Annotated in this window: 18 protein-coding genes and 1 tRNA gene; 12 read left to right on the forward strand and 7 right to left on the reverse strand. The window is 70.8% G+C overall.

All coding sequences use genetic code 11. The features are described 5' to 3' along the window. Positions 1–33: 33 nt before the first annotated feature. The 5 genes from ABZ622_RS13260 (at position 34) to ABZ622_RS13280 (ending at position 5,645) form a co-directional block, all read left to right on the forward strand. Positions 34–504, forward strand: a complete 471-nt coding sequence (locus ABZ622_RS13260; RefSeq protein ID WP_259930753.1) for a septum formation initiator family protein — start codon at positions 34–36, stop codon at positions 502–504. 59 nt (positions 505–563) lie between these two features. Further along, complete coding sequence (locus ABZ622_RS13265; protein ID WP_124722936.1) at positions 564–1,097, forward strand: DUF501 domain-containing protein; 534 nt, start codon at positions 564–566, stop codon at positions 1,095–1,097. Positions 1,098–1,295: 198 nt separating this feature from the next. Next, positions 1,296–2,237: a Ppx/GppA phosphatase family protein gene (locus tag ABZ622_RS13270; protein WP_360542484.1), complete on the forward strand. Its 942-nt coding sequence runs from the start codon at positions 1,296–1,298 to the stop codon at positions 2,235–2,237. Positions 2,238–2,674: 437 nt separating this feature from the next. Continuing rightward, positions 2,675–4,060 carry an NAD(P)/FAD-dependent oxidoreductase gene (locus ABZ622_RS13275; RefSeq protein WP_360542486.1) on the forward strand — a complete coding sequence of 462 codons (1,386 nt, stop codon included), beginning with the start codon at positions 2,675–2,677 and terminating at the stop codon, positions 4,058–4,060. 280 nt (positions 4,061–4,340) lie between these two features. Further along, complete coding sequence (locus tag ABZ622_RS13280) at positions 4,341–5,645, forward strand: cyclopropane-fatty-acyl-phospholipid synthase family protein (RefSeq protein WP_360542488.1); 1,305 nt, start codon at positions 4,341–4,343, stop codon at positions 5,643–5,645. A 111-nt stretch (positions 5,646–5,756) separates the two neighbouring features. Here the strand turns inward: ABZ622_RS13280 and ABZ622_RS13285 are convergent, their stop codons facing one another. Next, positions 5,757–8,285 carry an FtsX-like permease family protein gene (locus ABZ622_RS13285; RefSeq protein WP_360542490.1) on the reverse strand — a complete coding sequence of 843 codons (2,529 nt, stop codon included), beginning with the start codon at positions 8,283–8,285 and terminating at the stop codon, positions 5,757–5,759. Between the two features lie 58 nt (positions 8,286–8,343). Beyond that, positions 8,344–9,114 (reverse strand): ABC transporter ATP-binding protein, encoded by a 771-nt coding sequence (locus ABZ622_RS13290; RefSeq protein WP_360542492.1) that lies wholly within the window; start codon positions 9,112–9,114, stop codon positions 8,344–8,346. 489 nt (positions 9,115–9,603) lie between these two features. Here ABZ622_RS13290 and ABZ622_RS13295 point away from each other — a divergent pair. From ABZ622_RS13295 to ABZ622_RS13305, 3 genes are all read left to right on the forward strand, one after another. Next, positions 9,604–9,689 (forward strand) — tRNA-Leu (locus tag ABZ622_RS13295). 186 nt (positions 9,690–9,875) lie between these two features. After that, positions 9,876–10,763 carry a Bax inhibitor-1/YccA family protein gene (locus ABZ622_RS13300; RefSeq protein ID WP_360542494.1) on the forward strand — a complete coding sequence of 296 codons (888 nt, stop codon included), beginning with the start codon at positions 9,876–9,878 and terminating at the stop codon, positions 10,761–10,763. Between the two features lie 172 nt (positions 10,764–10,935). Then, the gene (locus tag ABZ622_RS13305; RefSeq protein WP_360542496.1) at positions 10,936–11,253 is read left to right on the forward strand and encodes a hypothetical protein; all 318 of its coding nucleotides are present in this window, start codon (positions 10,936–10,938) and stop codon (positions 11,251–11,253) included. Positions 11,254–11,328: 75 nt separating this feature from the next. Here ABZ622_RS13305 and ABZ622_RS13310 read toward each other — a convergent pair whose 3' ends face one another. The 3 genes from ABZ622_RS13310 to ABZ622_RS13320 all read right to left on the reverse strand — a co-directional run bounded on the left by ABZ622_RS13310 (position 11,329) and on the right by ABZ622_RS13320 (position 14,984). Beyond that, the gene (locus tag ABZ622_RS13310; protein ID WP_360542636.1) at positions 11,329–12,159 is read right to left on the reverse strand and encodes a hypothetical protein; all 831 of its coding nucleotides are present in this window, start codon (positions 12,157–12,159) and stop codon (positions 11,329–11,331) included. Between the two features lie 417 nt (positions 12,160–12,576). Continuing rightward, positions 12,577–13,797: an acetyl-CoA C-acetyltransferase gene (locus ABZ622_RS13315; protein WP_360542498.1), complete on the reverse strand. Its 1,221-nt coding sequence runs from the start codon at positions 13,795–13,797 to the stop codon at positions 12,577–12,579. A gap of 122 nt (positions 13,798–13,919) precedes the next feature. Then, entirely contained in the window at positions 13,920–14,984 is a 1,065-nt protein-coding gene (locus tag ABZ622_RS13320) for an SGNH/GDSL hydrolase family protein (protein WP_360542638.1), read from the reverse strand. A gap of 155 nt (positions 14,985–15,139) precedes the next feature. Here ABZ622_RS13320 and ABZ622_RS13325 point away from each other — a divergent pair, with 155 nt between their 5' ends. Next, entirely contained in the window at positions 15,140–16,546 is a 1,407-nt protein-coding gene (locus tag ABZ622_RS13325) for a cystathionine beta-synthase (RefSeq protein WP_360542500.1), read from the forward strand. A gap of 322 nt (positions 16,547–16,868) precedes the next feature. Here the strand turns inward: ABZ622_RS13325 and ABZ622_RS13330 are convergent, their stop codons facing one another. Beyond that, positions 16,869–17,705, reverse strand: coding sequence for a helix-turn-helix transcriptional regulator (locus ABZ622_RS13330; RefSeq protein ID WP_360542502.1), 837 nt, complete (start codon positions 17,703–17,705; stop codon positions 16,869–16,871). Positions 17,706–17,854: 149 nt separating this feature from the next. Here ABZ622_RS13330 and ABZ622_RS13335 point away from each other — a divergent pair, with 149 nt between their 5' ends. Further along, on the forward strand, positions 17,855–18,616 hold the full coding sequence (locus ABZ622_RS13335; protein ID WP_360542504.1) for an SDR family oxidoreductase: 762 nt from the start codon (positions 17,855–17,857) through the stop codon (positions 18,614–18,616). A 108-nt stretch (positions 18,617–18,724) separates the two neighbouring features. Here the strand turns inward: ABZ622_RS13335 and ABZ622_RS13340 are convergent, their stop codons facing one another. After that, positions 18,725–19,144 (reverse strand): hypothetical protein, encoded by a 420-nt coding sequence (locus ABZ622_RS13340; protein ID WP_360542506.1) that lies wholly within the window; start codon positions 19,142–19,144, stop codon positions 18,725–18,727. A 184-nt stretch (positions 19,145–19,328) separates the two neighbouring features. Between ABZ622_RS13340 and ABZ622_RS13345 the strand changes: the two genes are divergently transcribed. Together ABZ622_RS13345 and ABZ622_RS13350 are read left to right on the forward strand one after the other, a co-directional pair. Then, positions 19,329–19,865, forward strand: a complete 537-nt coding sequence (locus tag ABZ622_RS13345) for a SigE family RNA polymerase sigma factor (RefSeq protein WP_360542508.1) — start codon at positions 19,329–19,331, stop codon at positions 19,863–19,865. Then, positions 19,858–20,556, forward strand: a complete 699-nt coding sequence (locus ABZ622_RS13350; RefSeq protein ID WP_360542510.1) for a hypothetical protein — start codon at positions 19,858–19,860, stop codon at positions 20,554–20,556. Before ABZ622_RS13345 ends, ABZ622_RS13350 begins: the two co-directional genes overlap by 8 nt. The last annotated feature ends 136 nt before the right edge of the window (positions 20,557–20,692 follow it).

Consider the following 20,692-nt stretch of genomic DNA (forward strand, 5'->3'; position numbering starts at 1 on the left):
GGGGACGGACGTGCGTAGTGGGGAGGCGGAGACATGGCCGCGAAGGACCGGGACCGGTTCTCCACCGCGACCCGGCTGCGGCTGCTCGGCGAGCAGACCGCGGCCCGTGTCTACCGGTCCCAGAACCGCCGCCAGGCCCGCCGCTCACGGCTCACCGGCCGGGCGGCCTTCCTCGCGCTGGTCGTGTGCTCGCTGGTGGTCGCGCTCGCGTACCCGATGCGGCAGTACGTCTCGCAGCAGGACGAGATCGCCGACCAGGAGCGGCTGGCGCAGGACGCCAAGGCCCGCACCGAGGAGCTGCGCGACGAGAAGGCGCGCCTCCAGGACGACGCGTACATCCGGCAGCTGGCCCGTACGCACCTGCACTACCTTCTTCCCGGGGAGACCGGATACACGGTGATCGACCCCGACGCGGTCAAGGAGCGCGAGGGCAGGACGGACGAGTCCGGCCGGCCGTGGCACTCCAACCTCTGGGACGGCGTCGACAGCGCCGACCGCGACTGAATCTCTTCATCCATCTGCAGAACCGCAGTTCGAGCAGCCCGATCAGAACCTAGGCAGGCATGGAAACGCCCCCTCCCCAGACCGAGTCCACCGCGCCCACCGAGGCGGACATCGCCGCGTTCCAGCAGCAGCTGGGGCGTCCGCCGCGCGGTCTGCGCGCGATCGCGCACCGCTGCCCGTGCGGCAACCCGGACGTGGTCGAGACGCAGCCCCGGCTGGAGGACGGTACGCCGTTCCCGACGACGTACTACCTGACGTGCCCGCGTGCCGCGTCCGCGATCGGCACGCTGGAGGCGAACGGGGTCATGAAGGAGATGACCGAGCGCCTCGGTACGGACCCCGAGCTGGCCGCCGCGTACCGGGCCGCGCACGAGGACTACATCGCCCGGCGCGACGCGATCGAGGTGCTGGAGGGCTTTCCGAGCGCGGGGGGCATGCCGGACCGGGTCAAGTGCCTGCACGTCCTGGTCGGGCACTCGCTGGCCGCGGGGCCGGGGGTGAACCCGCTGGGGGACGAGGCGATCGCGATGCTGCCGGAGTGGTGGCGCAAGGGGCCGTGCGTTTCGCCGTGCGGCGCGCCGGACGAGGGCTGACCGTTCGCACGGGGGCTCCGCCCCCGGACCCCTGCTCCTCAATCGCCGGAGGGGCTTGATTCGGGGGCTCTGCCCCCGACCCCCGCTCCTCAATCGCCGGAGGGGCTTGGTTTGCTCCTCGATGGTCGGAGGGGCTTGGTTGCTCCTCGTCCGTCGGAGGGGCTTGATTTGGGCTCTGCCCACGATTCTGGAGCGTTCATGACCCGCGTGGCCGCCATCGACTGCGGTACCAACTCCATCCGTCTGCTTGTCGCCGACGCGGATCCGTCCACCGGTGAGTTCGCCGAGCTCGACCGGCGGATGGAGATCGTCCGGCTCGGGCAGGGCGTCGACCGTACCGGCCGGCTCGCGCCCGAGGCGCTGGAGCGGACGTTCGCGGCCTGTCGGCAGTACGCGGCGGTCATCAAGGAGCACGGGGCGCAGCGGATCCGCTTCGTCGCCACCTCCGCCTCCCGCGACGCGGAGAACCGGGACGACTTCGTCCGCGGGGTGCTGGAGATCCTGGGCGTCGAGCCCGAGGTGATCAGCGGTGACCAGGAGGCCGAGTTCTCCTTCACCGGAGCCACCAAGGAGCTCGCGGGCCGCGATCACCTGGCGAAGCCGTATCTCGTCGTGGACATCGGCGGCGGCTCCACCGAGTTCGTCGTCGGCGACGACCACGTGCGGGCCGGGCGCTCCGTGGACATCGGCTGCGTACGGATGACCGAGCGGCACCTCGTGCGCGACGGTGTCGTGACCGACCCGCCGGCCGACGGGCAGATCGCCGCGATCCGGGCCGACATCGCCGCCGCCCTCGACCTCGCCGAGGAGAGCGTCCCGCTCACCGGCGCCGCCACCCTCGTCGGGCTGGCCGGGACGGTCACCACGATCGCCGCGATCGCCCTGGGACTGGACGAGTACGACTCCGAGGCGATCCACCACTCCCGGATCTCCTTCGAGCAGGTCCAGGAGATCACCGGACGGCTGCTCGGCTCCACCCACGCCGAACGGGCCGCGATCGGCGCGATGCACCCGGGGCGGGTCGATGTGATCACGTCCGGGGCGCTGATCCTGCTCGCCGTGATGGAACGGACCGGGGCCCGCGAGGTCGTCGTCAGCGAGCACGACATCCTCGACGGAATCGGCTGGTCGATCGCCTAGAAGGGCTGTGCGTGAGCCCCCCGGACGGGGCGCTCACGCGTACCTTGGCCTGCACCTTTGAGCTCTTCCGGGCCACCCGGGCGGTGGTTCGCGGGACCCGTCGCGACGAAGTTCGTGAACTTCTTCACAAGGAATTCGGCTCCATGGAGGGCAGTTCTGCTCCGGATGGGCATCCGGGGTCGCTCGCAAGGCCGTTGCGGGGTCGCGCGGAAGTGTTCCGGGCGCGTTGCCGGCGGGTGAACCGGGGCGGTGGTTCACCCAGTCCGGAGGGCCAAGGGCCAGCTCACAAGCGGTGAACAACGTTCGCCGTCACGCCGTGGTTCCCCTGCGGCGTCATGACCTGGGTCACGTGGGCGGCGAAGTGTAGCAGAAGGGGACGCCAACCTTGTGAAGGGGCTCACGAGCATGCCCCCCGAGGGGGGTGGATACTCGATGGCATGAGCACCACGGAGCGTCCCAGGATCCTCGTAGTAGGCGGTGGGTACGTAGGCCTGTACGCAGCTCGGCGCATCCTCAAGAAGATGCGCTACGGCGAGGCGACCGTCACGGTCGTCGACCCCCGGTCGTACATGACCTACCAGCCCTTCCTCCCCGAAGCTGCGGCCGGCAGCATCTCGCCCCGGCACGTCGTCGTCCCGCTGCGACGCGTGCTGCCGAAGGCCGAGGTCCTCACCGGCCGCGTCACGACCATCGATCAGGACCGCAAGGTCGCCACCGTCGCGCCGCTCGTCGGCGAGGCCTACGAGCTGCCCTTCGACTACCTGGTCATCGCGATGGGCGCGGTCTCCCGCACCTTCCCGATCCCCGGCCTCGCCGAGCAGGGCATCGGCATGAAGGGCATCGAGGAGGCCATCGGCCTGCGCAACCACGTCCTTGAGCAGCTGGACAAGGCCGACTCGACGACCGACGAGGACGTCCGCCGCCAGGCGCTGACGTTCGTCTTCGTGGGCGGTGGCTTCGCCGGTGCGGAGACCATCGGCGAGGTCGAGGACATGGCCCGCGACGCGGCGAAGTACTACACGAACGTGAAGCGCGAGGACATGCGCTTCATCCTCGTCGACGCCGCCGACAAGATCCTTCCCGAGGTCGGCCCGAAGCTGGGCACCTGGGGCCGGGAGCACCTGGAGTCCCGTGGCGTCGAGGTCTTCCTCTCGACCTCCATGGACTCCTGCGTCGACGGTCACGTCGTGCTGAAGAACGGCCTTGAGGTCGACTCCAACACCATCGTGTGGACGGCCGGCGTGAAGCCGAACCCGGCGCTGGCCCGCTTCGGCCTGCCGCTCGGTCCGCGCGGTCACGTGGACACCTCCGAGAAGCTCCAGGTGCAGGGCACCGACTACATCTGGGCCGCGGGCGACAACGCCCAGGTTCCGGACATGGTCGGCCGCAAGGCCGGCAACCCGAACGCCTGGTGCCCGCCCAACGCCCAGCACGCGCTGCGGCAGGCCAAGGTCCTCGGCGACAACGTCATCTCCGGGATGCGCGGCTTCCCGCAGAAGGACTACAGCCACGCCAACAAGGGTGCCGTCGCCGGTCTGGGGCTGCACAAGGGCGTCGCGATGATCGTCATGGGCAAGATGAAGATCAAGCTCAAGGGACGCCTCGCCTGGTACATGCACCGTGGCTACCACGGCATGGCGATGCCGACCTGGAACCGTAAGATCCGGATCTTCGCCGACTGGACCCTTGCGATGTTCCTCAAGCGCGAGGTCGTCTCGCTCGGCGCCATGGAGACGCCGCGCGAGGAGTTCTACGAGGCCGCCAAGCCGGCCCCGGCACCGGCCGCCGCCAAGGCCGAGGGCGAGAAGGCCAAGGCCTCCTAGTCCGCCCGCGGGCCCACTCACCCGCGCAGCAGTACCTGTACGACGCCCGAAGGGGCCGTCCGCCATCCGTGGTGCGGGCGGCCCCTTCGGCGTATCCGCAACCAAGTGCATGTGATGTACAGCTATTTTGCCGATCCATTGCGCTGTAGCGGGATGGCGGGCGCTTCGCGGACTGTTGAGGAGTACGTACCTCGTCGCGGCACACGGGTGCCCGGCGTGGTTGCAGGCATGTTCGACCATGTTTGGGCACATTGGGAACACCATCACGGAGGTGTGCGCCATGGCAGACGCCGCGTTGCGGCTGACCGCTCTCGCCGAGGAGTTGCTGGGAGAAAAGCTGCCGGTCCGTATCCGGGCCTGGGACGGCAGCGAATCGGGACCGCCCGGTGCCCCCGTACTTGTGATCCGGCACCGTCGCGCGCTGCGCCGGCTGCTCTGGAAGCCGGGCGAACTGGGCCTGGCCCGCGCCTGGGTGGCCGGCGAACTCGACATCGAAGGCGATCTCTACGAGGCCCTGGACCTGATGGCCTCGCTCATCTGGGAACGCGGGGGAGAGACCGCGGACCGCGTCCACCCGGTCCGCGACCCCAAGGTACGGGCCTTCGCCAAGGGGCTGCTGCAACTGGCCGGCCCGCTGCCCCCGCCGCCCCCGCCGCCCGAGGAGGTCCGCCGCCGCACCGGCACCCTCCACACCAAGCGCCGGGACAGGCAGGCCATCAGCCACCACTACGACGTGGGCAACGACTTCTACGAACTGGTCCTCGGCCCGTCCATGGTCTACTCCTGCGCCTACTGGGAGAACGGCGGGACCCTTGAGGACGCCCAGCGCGACAAGCTCGACCTGGTCTGCCGCAAGCTCGCGCTGAAGGAGGGCGACCGCCTCCTCGACGTCGGCTGCGGCTGGGGCTCCATGGCCATCCACGCCGCCCGCGAGTACGGCGCCCGGGTCACCGGAGTGACCCTCTCCGTGGAACAGGCCGCTTTCGCCAGGAAGCGCATCGCACAGGAGGGCCTGACCGACCGGATCGAGATCCGGGTCCAGGACTACCGGGACGTCAGGGACGGCCCCTACGACGCCATCTCGTCCATCGGCATGGCGGAACACGTCGGCTCGGTCCGGTTCCGCGAGTACGCCGACGACCTCTACGCACTCCTCAAGCCGGGCGGCCGGCTGCTCAACCACCAGATCGCCCGCCGCCCCGAGAAGGACGAGTCCGCGTACCACGTGGACGACTTCATCGACGCCTATGTCTTCCCCGACGGCGAACTGGCCCCGGTGGGCCGGACCGTGGCCACCCTCGAAGAGGCCGGGTTCGAGGCCCGCGACGTCGAGACGCTGCGCGAGCACTACGCGCTGACCCTGCGCCGCTGGGTCGCCAACCTGGAGGAGCACTGGGACCGGGCGGTCCGGATGACCTCGCCGGGACGGGCCAGGGTCTGGCGGCTCTACATGGCCGCCTGCGCGCTCTCCTTCGAGCACAACAAGATCGGCGTCAACCAGATCCTCGCGGTGCGCCCGGCGGAGGGCGGGGTCGCCGGCCTGCCGCTGCGGGCCCGCGACTGGACGGCTTCCGCGACCGGCTGACACCGGGACGGGACGCCACGGAAACGGCCGAGGGCCGGTACGCGCAGCTCCTTCGCTGCGGGTACCGGCCCTCGGCTGTGTCCGGCGGGCCCAGGGGCCCGCCGGGTCGTACTACTCGGTCTTGATCGCCGTCAGCATGTTCAGCTTCGCGGCGCTGCGGGCCGGCCAGAGCGAGGCCAGCACACCCACGATCCCCGCCAGCACCAGGAAGACCGCGATCCGGTCCCACGGGATGACCAGCGCGTACTCCGGGATCTCCGACGACAGGGTCTGCCCGATCGCCCAGCCGAGGAACATGCCGAGCACGACACCGACCACCGCGCCGAAGAGCGAGATGACCACGGCCTCCAGCCGGATCATGCGCTTCACCCGGCCCCGGTCCAGGCCGATCGCCCGCAGCATGCCGATCTCCTGCTGGCGCTCGAAGACCGACATCGCCAGGGTGTTGACGACCCCGAGCACCGCGATGATCAGGGCCATCGCGAGCAGCCCGTACATGATGTTCATCGCGAGGTTGACCGAGCCGCCGAACATGTCACGGATGTCCTGACGGTCCATGATGCTGATCGCCGGGTTGTCACCCAGAGCCTTCACCAGGGCCTGCTCGTTGGCGTCGCTCGCGCCGCCGTCCGTCTTCAGCCAGATCTCGCGGATGAACGACATGCCGCCGTGCGCGTCGGCGACGTTCTTCGGGACCAGGATCGGGGAGAGCATCTCGTTCCCCTCGAAGACCGCCCCGACCTTCAGCTCGCCCTTCTTCTCGTCGTCGAACTTCACCCGGAGGGTGTCGCCGGTCTTCCAGCCGTTGGACTTGGCCGTCTTCTTGTCGACGGCGATCTCGCCCTTGTCCAGCGCGTCGAGCGAGCCGGAGACGGCCGGCAGCGTGAAGAGCTTCTGGACGTCGCCGGGGCTGACGGCGGACGCGGAGTGGTACTCGCCCTTGACCTCCAGCGAGGTGGCCTGCTGCGGCGAGATGGCCGAGACCCCGTCGGCCTTCCGCAGCGCGGTGAGCGCCGACTCGTCGAGCGGACCGCCGCTCGCCATCGTCACCATGTAGTCGGCCTTGATGTTGTCCGTGGTCATCCGGTCGACCGCCTGGCCGAGGGTGACGCCGAGGACCGAGATGCCGGTGACCAGGGTGAGGCCGATCGCCAGCGCGGAGGCGGTGGCGCCGGTACGGCGCGGGTTGCGGACCGCGTTCTGCGCGGCCAGCTTGCCGGAGACCCCGAACAGCCGCTTCAGCGTCGGGCGGACCAGCGCGATCACCGGCCGCGACAGCAGCGGGATCAGCACGATGACACCGACCAGCGTGAGGAAGGCACCTACCGCGATGACCGTCCGGCCGGACGATCCGCTCTTGGACGCGCCCGCCACGATCGCCGCCCCGCCCAGCAGGGTGAGCACCGCGCCGATCGAGTTGCGCACCACCAGGGACTTGACCGTGGCCGTCGCGTGCACGCTGCTCATCGCCGCGACCGGCGGGATCTTGGCGGCCCGGCGGGCGGGCAGCCAGGCGGCCAGCACGGTGATCAGGACGCCGACGGCGAAGGCGGCGAGGACCGCGGTGGGCGAGACGATCAGCGGTCCGGCCGGGATCTTCCCGCCGAACAGGCCCATCGCGGAGCGCAGCCCGATGGCGAGGCCCAGCCCGATGGCGAAACCGATGACCGAGGCGATCACGCCGACGACGGCCGCTTCGAGGAGCACCGAGCGCTTGACCTGGCGGCGCGAGGCGCCGACGGCGCGCATCAGCGCCAGTTCCTTGGTGCGCTGGGCGACCAGCATGGTGAAGGTGTTGGCGATCAGGAAGACACCGACGAACAGGGCGATGCCGGCGAAGGCGAGCAGCATCCCGTTGAGACCGCTCAGACCGGCCTCGATGTCCTTGGCCTGCTGGTCCGCGAGCGCCTTGCCGGTCTTGGCCTCGGCGTCCTTGGGCAGCAGCGGCTTCACGTCGGCCAGCAGCTTCTCGGCGGAGGCGCCGGGCGCGGCGGACACATTGGCGTCCTGGAACACGCCGGGCTTGAGGTAGAGCTTCTGGGCGACCTCGGTGTCGAAGAGGACCAGGCTGCCGCCCGCGTTGACCGCGCCGTCCTCGGTGGTGAAGACGCCGGACAGGACGTACTCCTTCACCGGCCCGTTCGTGGCGACCCGGACCCGGTCACCGACCTTGTACTCGCCCTTCTTCGCGGTCTCCTTGTCGAGCGCGATCCGGTCGGCCGCGGCCGGGCCCGTACCGTCGACGAAGGTGTACGCGGAGTCCTTGCCGTTCTTGCCGGGGAAGTAGTTCCCGCCGGTGTTCGACCAGCCGTTGCCGATCAGCCTGCCGTCGGGGTCGGCGACCCCGGCGAAGCCGGAGACCCGGCCGGTGGCGGTGGAGACGCCGTCCAGGCCCTGGATCTTCTCCAGGGTGGCGGCGGTGATGCCCGAGGTCTTCTCGTCGCGCTGGTCGGCGTAGGTGGTGACGGCGACGGCCACGTCGTCGTAACTCTTGGCCGACTGGTTGCGAAGGGCGTTGCCGAGGGTGTCGGTGAAGACCAGCGTGCCGGAGACGAAGGCCACGCCGAGCATCACGGCGAGGACGGTCATCAGCAGCCTGGCCTTGTGCGCGAGCACATTGCGCAGGGCGGTACGGAACATGTCTGTCAGTCCTGGGATGGGGAGAGGGTCCGGGAAGGGGCGCGGGGCGGTACGGGACTCAGCTGGTGCGGCCCTTGGCGTCGAACGCCTTCATCCGGTCCAGGACCCGGTCCGCGGTGGGGTTGATCATCTGGTCGACGATCCGGCCGTCCGCGAGGAAGATGACCCGGTCCGCGTAGGAGGCGGCCGCCGGGTCGTGGGTGACGATCACCACGGTCTGTCCCAGCTCGCGCACCGAGTTGCGCAGGAAGCCGAGGACCTCGGCGCCGGAGCGGGAGTCCAGGTTTCCGGTCGGCTCGTCACCGAAGATGATCTCCGGCCGGGAGGCCAGGGCGCGGGCCACCGCGACGCGCTGCTGCTGACCGCCGGAGAGCTCGGTCGGCCGGTGGTTCAGCCGGTCGGCGAGGCCCACCATGTCGATGACCTGGCGCACCCACTCGGCGTCGGGCTTGCGGCCCGCGATGTCCATGGGAAGCGTGATGTTCTCGTACGCCGTCAGCGTCGGCAGCAGGTTGAACGCCTGGAAGATGAAGCCGATCTTGTCCCGGCGGAGCTGGGTGAGCTGCTTGTCCTTGAGGGAGCCGAGCTCCGTCTCACCGATCCGCACCGAACCGCTGCTGAAGCTGTCGAGACCGGCCACGCAGTGCATCAGCGTGGACTTGCCGGAGCCGGACGGGCCCATGATCGCGGTGAACTCGCCCCGGGGGAAGTCCACGCTGACCTGGTCCAGAGCGGTCACCCTGGTCTCGCCCTCCCCGTAGACCTTCGACAGATCCGTGGCGCGGGCGGCCACCGTGGTGACGCGGGGTGCGGTGGAAATGGTGGTCACGGGAATCTCCTGTTTCGGGGCTCCGGCCGAGGGCTCGTCCGGTGGTTGAACGGAACCCCTCAATCGTCACCGCCGTTCCGCCGCCGGTCGTCCCTCCGCATGCCCGTTCCGGGGACAGCCTTGAGTCGCACCGGGAGGGCCCCGGGTCCTCCTGCGGTATGACACCGACCCTGAGTCGCCGGTCCGGGGCCACCCGCCCGGCCGAACGCCCGGCTCCTGTGTCCGGCCCCGCGCCCCGCCCGGTGGCGCGCCCGTGGCGATCACGGGCGCGCGCCTGGCGAATGCGCCGTCCGAGTGCGGCGACTTTACGTCAATCCGGATTACCGGCCGCCGTACCCGCTACCCCGCCCAGGCATGTGGCGATGCCCTTTCACGAGTGCTGACGACCCCTCAAACGGTCAATAAAATAAGACAACATCGCGTCACTGATCCGCTGTTCGGGGGAAGTCCCCGGATAGGGTCATGTGCCAACGCGGAGCCGCGCGCCAGGCCTGGATGGTGGAATGCAGACACGGCGAGCTTAAACCTCGCTGCCCCTCGGGGGCGTACCGGTTCGAGTCCGGTTCCAGGCACCACTTCTCTCTTGGCGGCCGAGCCGGCGGCAGGTCCACCCACCGGTGATCCGGATCGGTTTTCCGACAGGTTTCCGGGTCGGCTCCGGACAGGTTCCCGCAAAGATCCTCCCCAAGCACTAGTCTGATTCTTTTGCCTACCCATTACTCTTGTGGGAAGGCCGCGCAGGGTGGCCATGGAGGAGTGAGATGAGGAGCAGCAACCCGGTCTTCTCGCGACGGGGCTTCAGCCGCGACAACGGATACGCGGGCTTCAACGCGGCGCCGCAGGCCGGGGCCCCCGCAGCGGGTGCCAACCCGTACGCGCAGGGCGCCGCCGCCAACCCGTACGCCACCAACCCCTACGCCCAGCCGGACGCCCAGTACGGCGCCCCGCAGGCACCGGCGCGCACCGGCGCGATGACGATCGACGACGTCGTCACGCGTACCGCGATCACGCTGGGCACCGTGGTGCTCGGCGCCGCGCTCGCCTGGGCGCTGCTGCCGGTCGATGAGGCGAACCTCGGCAAGTCGTACGGCATCGCGATCGGCGCCGCCCTGGTGGCGTTCGTCCTGTCGCTCGTCCAGTCCTTCAAGCGCAGGCCGGTGCCGGCGCTGATCGTCTCGTACGCGGCCTTCGAGGGTGTCTTCCTCGGAGTGATCTCCAGCGCGGTCAGCACGTACATCGGGCCCGGCGTCGTGATGCAGGCGGTGATGGGCACCATGTGTGTCTTCGCCGGTGTGCTGCTCGCGTACAAGATGCGCTGGATCCGCGTCACCCGCCGCTTCTACGGCTTCGTGATGGCCGCCGCCGTGGGCTTCATGCTCCTGATGGTGGTCAACATGCTGTTCGCCGTCTTCGGCGGCGGTGACGGCCTCGGCTTCCGCAGCGGTGGCCTCGGCATCCTCTTCGGTGTCATCGGGATCATCCTCGGCGCGTGCTTCCTGGCCCTGGACTTCAAGCAGGTCGAGGACGGCATCGCCTACGGTGCCCCCCGCGAGGAGTCCTGGCTGGCGGCCTTCGGCCTCACCATGACCCTGGTGTGGATCTACCTGGAGATGCTGCGTCTCTTCGCCATCCTCAGCGGCGACGACTGATCGCACGCACCCGCACGACGGGAACGGCCCGCAGGCACTGCCTGCGGGCCGTTCCCTTTTTCGGTCTCCGCCACGTGCTTCCCGTGCCGGCGCACACTTCTCGGAGCAGCCTGCGGGCTGCCCTTCACCGGCCCGTTGGCAACCGTCCTGCCGGGGCGCGTAGGGTCGCGGAGTGCTCGATACGACCCCGCTGATCACCGCCGTGGACCGATTCGCCGACCGGCTGCGCGCCGCCCCGCAGAGCCGTCTGCAGCGCGGAGCCGCTGCCGAAGGACTGGCCGCCGCCCGGGAACTGTCGCTGCGCGCCCAGCGGATCGAGGCGCCGGACCGGGAGCCGCACCCCATGCCGGACGCCGGGATCTTCTCCATCGGCGACCAGCTCGCCGTGGCCGGGCGCGATCTGGCGGTGGCACTGGAAACGGCCCCGTCGGACAAGCTCGACGAGGCCGTGCAATTCGTGAACGGGGCCGCTGCGCGCGCGTTCGCGTAGCGGCGGTGGCGGGTCCGGGCGGACCGGCCCGGGGGCGGCGGCCGGCGAGAGCCGCTGTGCCCGGACGGAGCGGTGTCAGAACGAGGCGATGACCCGGTCGGCGAGGATGTAGACGTTCTCCTTGCCGCAGGAGAAGGTCAGGGCGTACGCGCCGGAGACGCCGGAGCCGCCCAGCAGTACCGGGTGCTCGCCCGCGAGCAGCGAACCGGCCAGCCGTTCGGCCGTCTCGCGGTGCCCGGGGGTCATGCAGAGCGTGGTGCCGTCGGCGAAGACGTAGACGTCCAGGGTGCCCAGCGGGCCGGGGCGCACATCGGAGAGCTCCGTACGGCTGTCGGCCAGCTCTTCGAGACGGTTCACGGTGCGCTCGTGGTCGGTGACGACCGGGGTCTGCACCGGTACGAAGTCGGGGTGCGAGGGGTGCCGGCGGCGGGCGGCGGCCAGCTCGGGGGAGTCCTCGGCGAACTCCGCCGGTCCGGGCAGCTCGGTCACGTCGGCCAGCTCCGTCAGTTCCACCAGCTCGTCGAGGGCCTCGGTGGCGTCGAGGTCCATCGCTTCGAGGCCCGCGAAGTCGGACTGGCGGGGCATGAAGAAGGGGGCGTCGTCTCCCATCCCGGTGAGACCGCCCAGCAGGGACGGGGCGTCGGCGGCGTCGCGGGCCTCCTGGGTGGCCCAGAAGGCACGGGCCTCGGCGAGCTCGCGCTCGCGCTCCTCGGCGAGGGCCTCGGCGACGGCCGCGCGTATCTCGGCGACGGGGGTGGCGGTGCTGCGGCTCTGTGCGGGCACGGTGATGCCCTGCGCACGGGCCGCGGCCAGCTCCGTACGAAGGGCCGCGACCTGCTTGCGCAGCCCGTGAGCAGCGTGCAGAGCAGCAGCGCCCACGGCCGTGGCGGCGGCGGTGGTCAGCAACAGGGCAAGAGGCATGGTGCTCACTGACATACTCCCGGTTTCAATCGATCCCCCGACTTCCTACATCAGCTTGTCCCCTACCTGCGCTCTGTGTCAGTGCATTACGTCACGAATTGGACAGGTCTTTGGGCCCAGGGTTTAACCCTGATGCGGGTGTGACCTGCGGGAATGACTCTCCCCCAGGAGATAGGTCACATCCTGGGGGAGATTCGGTCACGGTCGGGGCTCGGAACCAGCCACCGTATGGGGCGAAGGCCCGCTGACGGCAATGCCGGATCCGATCCGGCTCAGCCCGGCCCGGCTGAGCTCAGCTCGCCTCAGCTCAGCCGCCTGTGCTTGTCGGTCGCGTTCGCTTTGTCTCCGCTGCGGGCAGGTGCCGTCCTCGTGCCTCGGACGACCCCTACCCTCCGCTGCGCCTCAGCTCAGCCGCTCGATGACCATCGCCATGCCCTGGCCGCCGCCCACGCACATGGTCTCCAGGCCGAACTGCTTGTCATGGAACTGCAGGCTGTTGATCAGCGTGCCGGTGATCCGGGCGCCGGTCATGCCGAAGGGGTGGCCGACGGCGATCGCGCCGCCGTTGACGTTGACCTTCTCCAGCGGCAGGCCGAGGTCGCGGTAGGAGGGGATCACCTGGGCGGCGAACGCCTCGTTGATCTCGGCCAGGTCGATGTCGCCGACGGTCAGCCCGGCCCGCTTCAGCGCCTGCTTGCTCGCCTCCACCGGTCCGTACCCCATGATCTCGGGGGAGAGACCGGAGACCCCGGTCGAGACGATCCGGGCCAGCGGGGTCAGGCCCAGCTCGCGGGCCTTGGTGTCGGACATGATCACGAGGGCGGCGGCGCCGTCGTTGAGCGGGCAGCAGTTGCCCGCGGTGACCAGGCCGTCGGGGCGGAAGACCGGCTTCAGGCCCTGCACGCCCTCCAGGGTGACGCCCGCGCGCGGGCCGTCGTCCTTCGAGACGACCGTGCCGTCCGGGGTGGTGACGGGGGTGATCTCGCGCTCCCAGAAGCCGTTCTTGAGGGCTTCCTCGGCGAGGTTCTGCGAGCGGACGCCGAACTCGTCCATGTCCTGGCGGGTGACGCCCTTGAGCCGGGCCAGGTTCTCCGCGGTCTGCCCCATCGCGATGTACGCGTCCGGGACGACGCCGTCCTCGCGCGGGTCGTGCCAGTCGTCGCCGCCCCGCTCGGCGCGGGCCGCGGTGCGGGCCTCGGCGTCGGCGAGCAGCGGGTTGTGGGTGTCCGGCCAGTTGTCGGAGTTGCCCTTCGAGAAGCGGGACACCATCTCGACACCGGCCGAGATGAAGACGTCGCCCTCGCCGGCCTTGATGGCGTGCAGCGCCATCCGGCTGGTCTGGAGCGAGGAGGAGCAGTAGCGGGTGATCGTGCAGCCGGGAAGGTGGTCCATGCCCATCTGCACGGCGATGATGCGGCCCAGGTTGTTGCCCTGCTCGCCGCCCGGCAGGCCGCAGCCGAGCATCAGGTCGTCGATGTCCTTCGGGTCCAGCTCGGGAACCTTGGCCAGCGCGGTCTGGATGATCGTGGCGGTCAGGTCGTCCGCGCGCAGGTCCTTCAGCGAACCCTTGAAGGCCCGGCCGATGGGGGAACGGGCTGCAGAGACGATCACGGCTTCGGGCATCACGCGGCTCCATGAGGGCTGGAAGGCGGGTTCGGGCACGTACTGACTTGGAAGTTACCTGTACGTAGACGCTGGGTCACCGGGCTGCGCATGTGACGCCGACCTCTTTTCTAAGCGACCGCTCAGTCGATGGCGGGGCCGGACCCCGGAGGGGCGGCCGGCCCCTGGCGGGCCGGCCGGTTCGCCGGAAGGCCGCGCGGTTCCCCGTGCGGTTCCGGCTGCGGGTGGGGCTCCGTGGCCGCGGGCAGACGCCGCCGCCTGCGCTGCTTGAGGAGCGCCCACGGCGCCCGTGCCCCGGTGACCTCCGTACCGGCCTCCTTGGCCGCCTGGGAGGCCGCCTTGGCCACCGGCAGCATGTCCGCGCGCCGGGCCCCGTCCAGCCGCTCGGACTCCGGCCACAGCCCCAGCGCCGCGCAGAGCGTGGGCAGCACCGCCATCGCCGCCGTGGCGTACCCCTCCGCCGACGGGTGGTAGTTGTCCGGGCCGAACAGCTCCCGCGGATTCGCCTCGAACTCCGGCCCGAGCAGATCGCCCAGCGACACCGTGCGCCCGCCCTGTTCCACCGAGCCGATCGTCTGGGCGGCGGCCAGCTGCCGGCTCACCCGCCGGGCCATCCAGCGCAGCGGCTGGTAGACCGGCTCGATCGTGCCCAGATCCGGGCAGGTGCCGACCACGACCTCCGCACCCGCCGTACGCAGCCTGCGCACGGCGGTGGTCAGACAGCGCACCGACTGGGTGGCCGGCATCCGGTGTGTCACATCGTTCGCACCGATCATGATCACGCAGACGTCGGGCGGACCGGAGGCGTCGGCCAGCAGCAGCGAGACCTGCCGCTCCAGATCGTCCGACCGGGCACCCGGCTGCGCCACATTGCGCAGATCCACCGGCCGTTCCGAGACCGCCGCCAGCCCCGAGGCGAGCAGCGCCCCCGGGGTCTGCCCGGCCCGGCGCACCCCCTGCCCGGCCGCCGTCGAGTCACCCAGCAACCCCAGCCGCAACGGGTCCGCGGGCCCGGCGAACGCCACCCCGTACCGCCCGTCCGCGCTCGGCGGAACCGGTGCGGTCCCGCCGCCCACCTGCCGTTTCGCCAGCTGGACCTCCGCCAGCAGGACGCCCACCGCCGCCGCACCGAGCAGTCCGATGCTGCCGCCGCCGTAGGCCGCGCCCGCCGCGATCCGCCGTGCCACCCTTGCCCTCGACACAGTCCGGTCCACCTCCTCGTCGCCGTACCGCCGTACATACAGCTAACTGCCCCGCGGCGACCGTCGCTCAATCGCATCGCCCAATCCCGTCCCCGTACGCATACCCTTGCCGCACCATCTCGGAGACCCCGGAGTACACGGTGCAATTCCACGATTCGATGATCAGTCTCGTAGGCAATACCCCGCTGGTGAGGCTGCGCAGTGTGACGGCCGGCATCCAGGCGACGGTCCTGGCCAAGGTCGAGTACTTCAACCCCGGCGGTTCGGTCAAGGACCGCATCGCCCTGCGCATGATCGAGGCCGCGGAGCAGAGCGGCGAGCTTCAGCCCGGCGGCACGATCGTCGAGCCGACCAGTGGCAACACCGGCGTCGGCCTGGCGATCGTCGCCCAGCAGAAGGGGTACAAGTGCATCTTCGTCTGCCCGGACAAGGTGTCCCTGGACAAGATCAATGTGCTGCGCGCCTACGGTGCCGAGGTCGTCGTCTGCCCGACGGCCGTCGACCCCGAGCACCCGGACTCGTACTACAACGTCTCGGACCGCCTGGTCCGTGAGACGCCGGGGGCCTGGAAGCCGGACCAGTACTCCAACCCCAACAATCCGCGTTCCCACTACGAGACCACCGGTCCCGAGCTGTGGGAGCAGACGGACGGGAAGATCACCCACTTCGTCGCGGGCGTCGGCACCGGCGGCACGATCAGCGGCACCGGCCGCTATCTGAAGGAGATCAGCGGCGGATCGGTGCAGGTGGTCGGCGCGGACCCGGAGGGCTCGGTCTACTCCGGCGGCTCCGGGCGCCCCTACCTCGTCGAGGGCGTCGGCGAGGACTTCTGGCCGAGCGCCTACGACCGCACGGTCACGGACGAGATCGTCGCCGTGTCCGACAAGGACTCCTTCCAGATGACCCGCCGCCTCGCCAAGGAGGAGGGCCTGCTGGTCGGCGGCTCCTGCGGCATGGCGGTGGTCGCCGCCCTGGAGGTCGCCGAGCGGCTGGGCCCGGACGACGTGGTCGTCGTCCTGCTGCCCGACAGCGGCCGCGGCTACCTCAGCAAGATCTTCAACGACGAGTGGATGGCCGACTACGGCTTCCTGGAGGACACCGGCCCCTCCGCGCGCGTCGCCGATGTGCTCGACCACAAGGACGGCCCGATCCCGACCCTCGTCCACATGCACCCGGAGGAGACCGTCGGCGAGGCGATCGACGTGCTGCGCGAGTACGGCGTCTCGCAGATGCCGATCGTGAAGCCGGGCGCCGGCCACCCGGACGTGATGGCCGCCGAGGTCATCGGTTCGGTGGTGGAGCGGGAGCTGCTGAACGCGCTGTTCGCCCAGCGCGCCTCGCTCTCCGACCCGCTGGAGAAGCACATGTCGCCGCCGCTGCCGCAGGTCGGCTCCGGCGAACCGGTCGAGGACCTGATGGCCGTGCTCGGCGGCACGAACACCGCGGACGCGGCGATCGTGCTGGTGGAGGGCAAGCCGAAGGGCGTGGTCAGCCGCCAGGACCTGCTGGCGTTCCTCGCCAAGGACGCGACGGCCGGCAAGGCGTAGGACCTGGCGCCGCGGGTCCGGGGCTTCGCGAAAACGGTACGAGCGCGACACGTTCGCGCAGCACCGGCTTAACACGAGTCCGGCAGATTTACGGGTGTCGGCAGGGAAACCCGCCGGCACCCGGTACGGCGACACGGACTACGGAGCGGCTCCCGGACCTCCATCGTCGCCAGGACGCGGTGACCGGAACTGACCCGGACCGTGTCCCTCGCGGGGACCGCCGTCGTCCCGCCCCCTGGGCAACCGGGGGTGCGGCGGTCCCCGCGACACATCCGTCCGGCCACGCGCGCGGCCGTCCGGCCGGGTACCGGCCGGACGTGTATCAGCCGGCCGGTGCCGGTGCGGCCGCCCAGCTCGCCAGCAGCGCGATGCGTTCGGCGGTCTCGCTGCCGGGCTCCGGGGTGTAGACCACCAGGGACTGACCGGGATCGCCGGCCGCGCCGAGCGTCTCGTACGGCAGGACCAGCTCACCCGCGACCGCGTGGTTGATGCGCTTGACGCCGCCGGTCTTCGACTTCACCTGATGGTCCGCCCACAGCCGGCGGAAGTCCTCGCTCTTCAGGGACAACTCACCGACCAGCGTGGCCAGTTGCCGGTCATTGGGGTGCAGTCCCGCGTCCAGTCGCAGATACGCGACCGTCTCCGCCGCCACCGCCGCCCACTCCGGGTACAGCTCCCGCGCCGCCGGCTCCAGGAACACCTGGCGCGGCATGTTGCGCTCGGCGGCGGGCATCCGGGAGAAGCCGACGACGGCGTCCCCCAGCGCGTTCCAGGCCAGCACGTCCATCCGGCGCCCCAGGACGAACGCCGGGGCGCCGGCCAGCGAGTCCAGCACCCGGCGCAGCCCGGGACGTACCCGCTGGGAGGAGGCCGGAGCCGAGGCGCCCGCCCTGGGGCGCGCCACCGTACGCAGATACGTGTGCTCCGTCTCGTCCAGCCGCAGCACCCTGGCTATCGCGTCGAGCACCGCGTCCGAGACGCTCGGGCCGCGCCCCTGCTCCAGCCGGATGTAGTAGTCGACGCTCACCCCCGCGAGCTGCGCCACCTCCTCGCGCCGCAGTCCGGGCACGCGCCGCCGGCCGTACGCCTGGAGCCCCACGTCCTCGGGCTGGATACGGGCACGGCACGAGCGGAGGAAATCACCTGGGTCAGCGTCCATGGCGTCGATCGTAGAAGAAGCGCGGACGCCCAGCCTGGTACTGGCAGACCCAGGAACAGCGTCGCCCTGGGTAACCCGGTGGCGGCCCAGCAGAGTGGAACCAGGCCCGGGGAAACGCCCCGGTCCCGGAAACGCACAAGGAGCACGACATGTCGTACCGCACTCTCGCAGGCCGCACCGCCGTCATCACCGGAGCCGCCAGCGGCATGGGCAGCGCCACCGCCCGGCTGCTCGCCGCCCAGGGCGTACGGGTCGCGCTGCTGGCCCGACGGGCGGAGCGGCTGGAGGAGCTGGCCGCCGCGATCAAGGAGGCGGGCGGCGAGGCGCTCGCCGTCGCCACCGACGTCACCGACCAGGCGTCCGTCGACGCCGCGGCCGAGCTGGTGCACAGCACCTTCGGCCGGGTGGACCTGGTGGTCAACGCCGCCGGTGTGATGCTGCCGAACCCGGTCGACGCGGGCCGGACCGACGAGTGGCAGCGGATGATCGACACCAATGTGACGGGCGCCCTGCGGATCGTCCGGGCCTTCACGGCCGACCTGGTGGCGGCGGCCGCCGAAGGCCGCACCGCGGACCTGGTCAACATCTCGTCCATCGGCGCGCACATCATGTTCCCCAATTTCGCCGTGTACGGGGCGACGAAAGCCGCACTGACCTACCTGTCGACGTCGCTGCGCACCGAGTTCGGGCCGCGTGACGTCCGCGTCACGAACATCGAGCCGGGCCTCACCGACACGGAGCTGGCCGGCCACATCGACAACGCCGAGCTGAGCAGCCAGCTCGACGGCATGTTCGACGCGCTCGGCGGGCTCTCCAGCGACGAGATCGCCGACCTGATCGCTTACGCCACCAGCCGGGCACGCCACATCAACCTGCGCCAGCTGATCGTGCAGCCCACCCGCCAGGCGTAGGGCCGTGCGTCTCCGGGCGGCTGTGCTTCCGGGGCGGCTGTGCTTCTGAAGCGGGCTGTGCTTCTGAAGCGGGCTGTGCTTCTGAAACGGCTGCGCGGCCCCCGGCCGTCAGTCCTCCCAGTCGGAGTCCGTACGTCCCGGGCGGCGCGAGAACCAGGGCCAGCTGCGGGCGGCGTGCACGGCGTTGACCGCGATGATCCCGAGCCAGGCGACGACGAGACCTCCGGTGCCGGCGGTCGAGGCGCCGATCGCCGAGAGCGGGACGGCCAGGATCAGCGAGATGATCCCGAAGCCGTAGCGTTCGCCGAAATTCCCCAGGGGCTGCGGCGGGCGCGCACCCCTGGCGACGTTCACCCGCTGTTCGGCGAGATGGCGCCGGACCTGGCGGTGGAGCGTGCTGTCGAGCTGCTGCTCGACCTTCTCCAGAAAAGACTCCACGAGCGCGGGCTCGTACTCCGAACCCAGCTCACTACGGGCATGCAGGGCGGCATCGAGCTCGCTCTTGAGCTCGGGGTCTCCGGCTTTCATGCCCTTCACGCTATGAGCCGGCGGCCTCGCGCGCAGTGGGGCTGTCCCCCCTCTTTCCCCGGGGGAGCGCCTCAGCGCCTCGTTGGCTGAGCGCCTCAAGGGGGAAACCGGCAGGAGACCGGAAAGCCGTCCGTAACATCCGGCCCCGCCGGTGCGTGTATCCGGTGAGAACAGTTCCTGGGCGATGAACGGACGGAGGACGATGCTGACGGGGGCCGAGGATTTCGACGCGTTCTACACGGCCACGGCCAAGCGGCTGGTCGCCGCCGTCTACGCGACGACGGGTGATCTGGCGGAGGCGGAGGACGCGGTGCAGGAGGCGTATGTGCGGGCGTGGCAGCGCTGGGACCGGCTGGTGCGTGAGGGCGACCCGCTCCCCTGGGTGCGGACAGTGGCGATCCGGCTGGCGATCAGCACCTGGCGCAGGACGCGCAACCGGGTGCGCGCGCACTTCCGGCACGGGCCGCCCTCGGACATCCCCGGCCTCTCGGCGGACCGGGTGGCGCTGATGGACGCGCTCGCCGAGCTGAGTGCCGAGCAACGCCGGACCGTGGTCCTGCACCATCTGCTGGACCTGCCGGTGGAAGAAGTGGCGCGCGAGACGGGGGTGTCGAACGGTGCGGTACGGACCCGGCTCCACCGGGCCCGCAAGGTTCTCGGCGAGCGGCTGGCCGATCCTCTTGCCACCGCCGGGCGTGTGAGGGGGGCCGGCCATGGCTGAGGTCGAGGAGCTGCTGGACGGTGTCGTCGTGCGGCTGCCCGCCGCCGAGGAGATCCGGCAGAGGGGGCAACGACGCCGGGCGCGGCGCAGGGCGAGTACGGCGGCACTGTGCGCGGCCGTACTGATGGCCGCCGGGGCATGGATCCTGCTGCCGGCCGGAACGGACCGGCAGCACGAGCGGGGCGCGGTGGCCGTCGCGCCGGACAATCCGTTCCGCGAGAACGGCACGGTCCGGACCCTGCCCGCGGAGGAAGTGCCCCTGTACGGCACGTGGCACTGGAAGGAGAACGAGGGACGGCCGGTCGGCTCCGACGCACGCGGCGGCCTCCTGGACCGGGCGGGTCTCGGTACCTTCTGCCAGGTCACGTCACCGCGGACGGGCGCGCCCGACAGGGTCGGCTACAGCCGGGAGTACCGGGGCGGGCACAACGCCGTGGCCCGGCAGTGCCTCGTCGAGTACGACGACGTGGCAACGGCCCGGGAACAGCTGGGGACGGTGCACACCGGACTGGAGGCGGACGGCCTGCGACGCACACCGGGAAGCGCACCGGACGACGGGCGGGGTGACCGGGGTGCGACCGTCGCCTGGGCCGGGACCGTGCCGGGCGGCCATACGCTGCGGGTGTTCACGCGGCGATGGGAGTCCTGGGTCTCGGTCGTCGAGATCCTGGACGGCACGGACACGCCCTGAGCGGCGGGCCCTGGGGCGGCGCCCGGCCTGCGTCCGGTCCGGAGCCTGGCCTGCGTCCGGCCTGGCCTGCGTCCGGTCCGGAGCCTCGCCTGCGTCCGGCCCGGCCTGCGTCCGGCCCGGAGCCTGGCCTGCGTCC

The organism is Streptomyces sp. NPDC007164, from assembly GCF_040634135.1.
Lineage (GTDB): Bacteria > Actinomycetota > Actinomycetes > Streptomycetales > Streptomycetaceae > Streptomyces > Streptomyces sanglieri.

What these genes read in the sequence shown, in the direction of transcription:
- ABZ622_RS13280 (WP_360542488.1), top strand. Translation starts at nt 4,341, where the DNA reads ATGGCAGACGCCGCGTTGCGGCTGACCGCTCTCGCCGAGGAGTTGCTG.
- ABZ622_RS13335 (WP_360542504.1), top strand. Translation starts at nt 17,855, where the DNA reads ATGTCGTACCGCACTCTCGCAGGCCGCACCGCCGTCATCACCGGAGCC.
- ABZ622_RS13270 (WP_360542484.1), top strand. Translation starts at nt 1,296, where the DNA reads ATGACCCGCGTGGCCGCCATCGACTGCGGTACCAACTCCATCCGTCTG.
- ABZ622_RS13285 (WP_360542490.1), bottom strand. Translation starts at nt 8,285, where the DNA reads ATGTTCCGTACCGCCCTGCGCAATGTGCTCGCGCACAAGGCCAGGCTG.
- ABZ622_RS13315 (WP_360542498.1), bottom strand. Translation starts at nt 13,797, where the DNA reads ATGCCCGAAGCCGTGATCGTCTCTGCAGCCCGTTCCCCCATCGGCCGG.
- ABZ622_RS13260 (WP_259930753.1), top strand. Translation starts at nt 34, where the DNA reads ATGGCCGCGAAGGACCGGGACCGGTTCTCCACCGCGACCCGGCTGCGG.
- ABZ622_RS13345 (WP_360542508.1), top strand. Translation starts at nt 19,329, where the DNA reads ATGAACGGACGGAGGACGATGCTGACGGGGGCCGAGGATTTCGACGCG.
- ABZ622_RS13330 (WP_360542502.1), bottom strand. Translation starts at nt 17,705, where the DNA reads ATGGACGCTGACCCAGGTGATTTCCTCCGCTCGTGCCGTGCCCGTATC.
- ABZ622_RS13300 (WP_360542494.1), top strand. Translation starts at nt 9,876, where the DNA reads ATGAGGAGCAGCAACCCGGTCTTCTCGCGACGGGGCTTCAGCCGCGAC.
- ABZ622_RS13265 (WP_124722936.1), top strand. Translation starts at nt 564, where the DNA reads ATGGAAACGCCCCCTCCCCAGACCGAGTCCACCGCGCCCACCGAGGCG.
- ABZ622_RS13340 (WP_360542506.1), bottom strand. Translation starts at nt 19,144, where the DNA reads ATGAAAGCCGGAGACCCCGAGCTCAAGAGCGAGCTCGATGCCGCCCTG.
- ABZ622_RS13275 (WP_360542486.1), top strand. Translation starts at nt 2,675, where the DNA reads ATGAGCACCACGGAGCGTCCCAGGATCCTCGTAGTAGGCGGTGGGTAC.
- ABZ622_RS13350 (WP_360542510.1), top strand. Translation starts at nt 19,858, where the DNA reads ATGGCTGAGGTCGAGGAGCTGCTGGACGGTGTCGTCGTGCGGCTGCCC.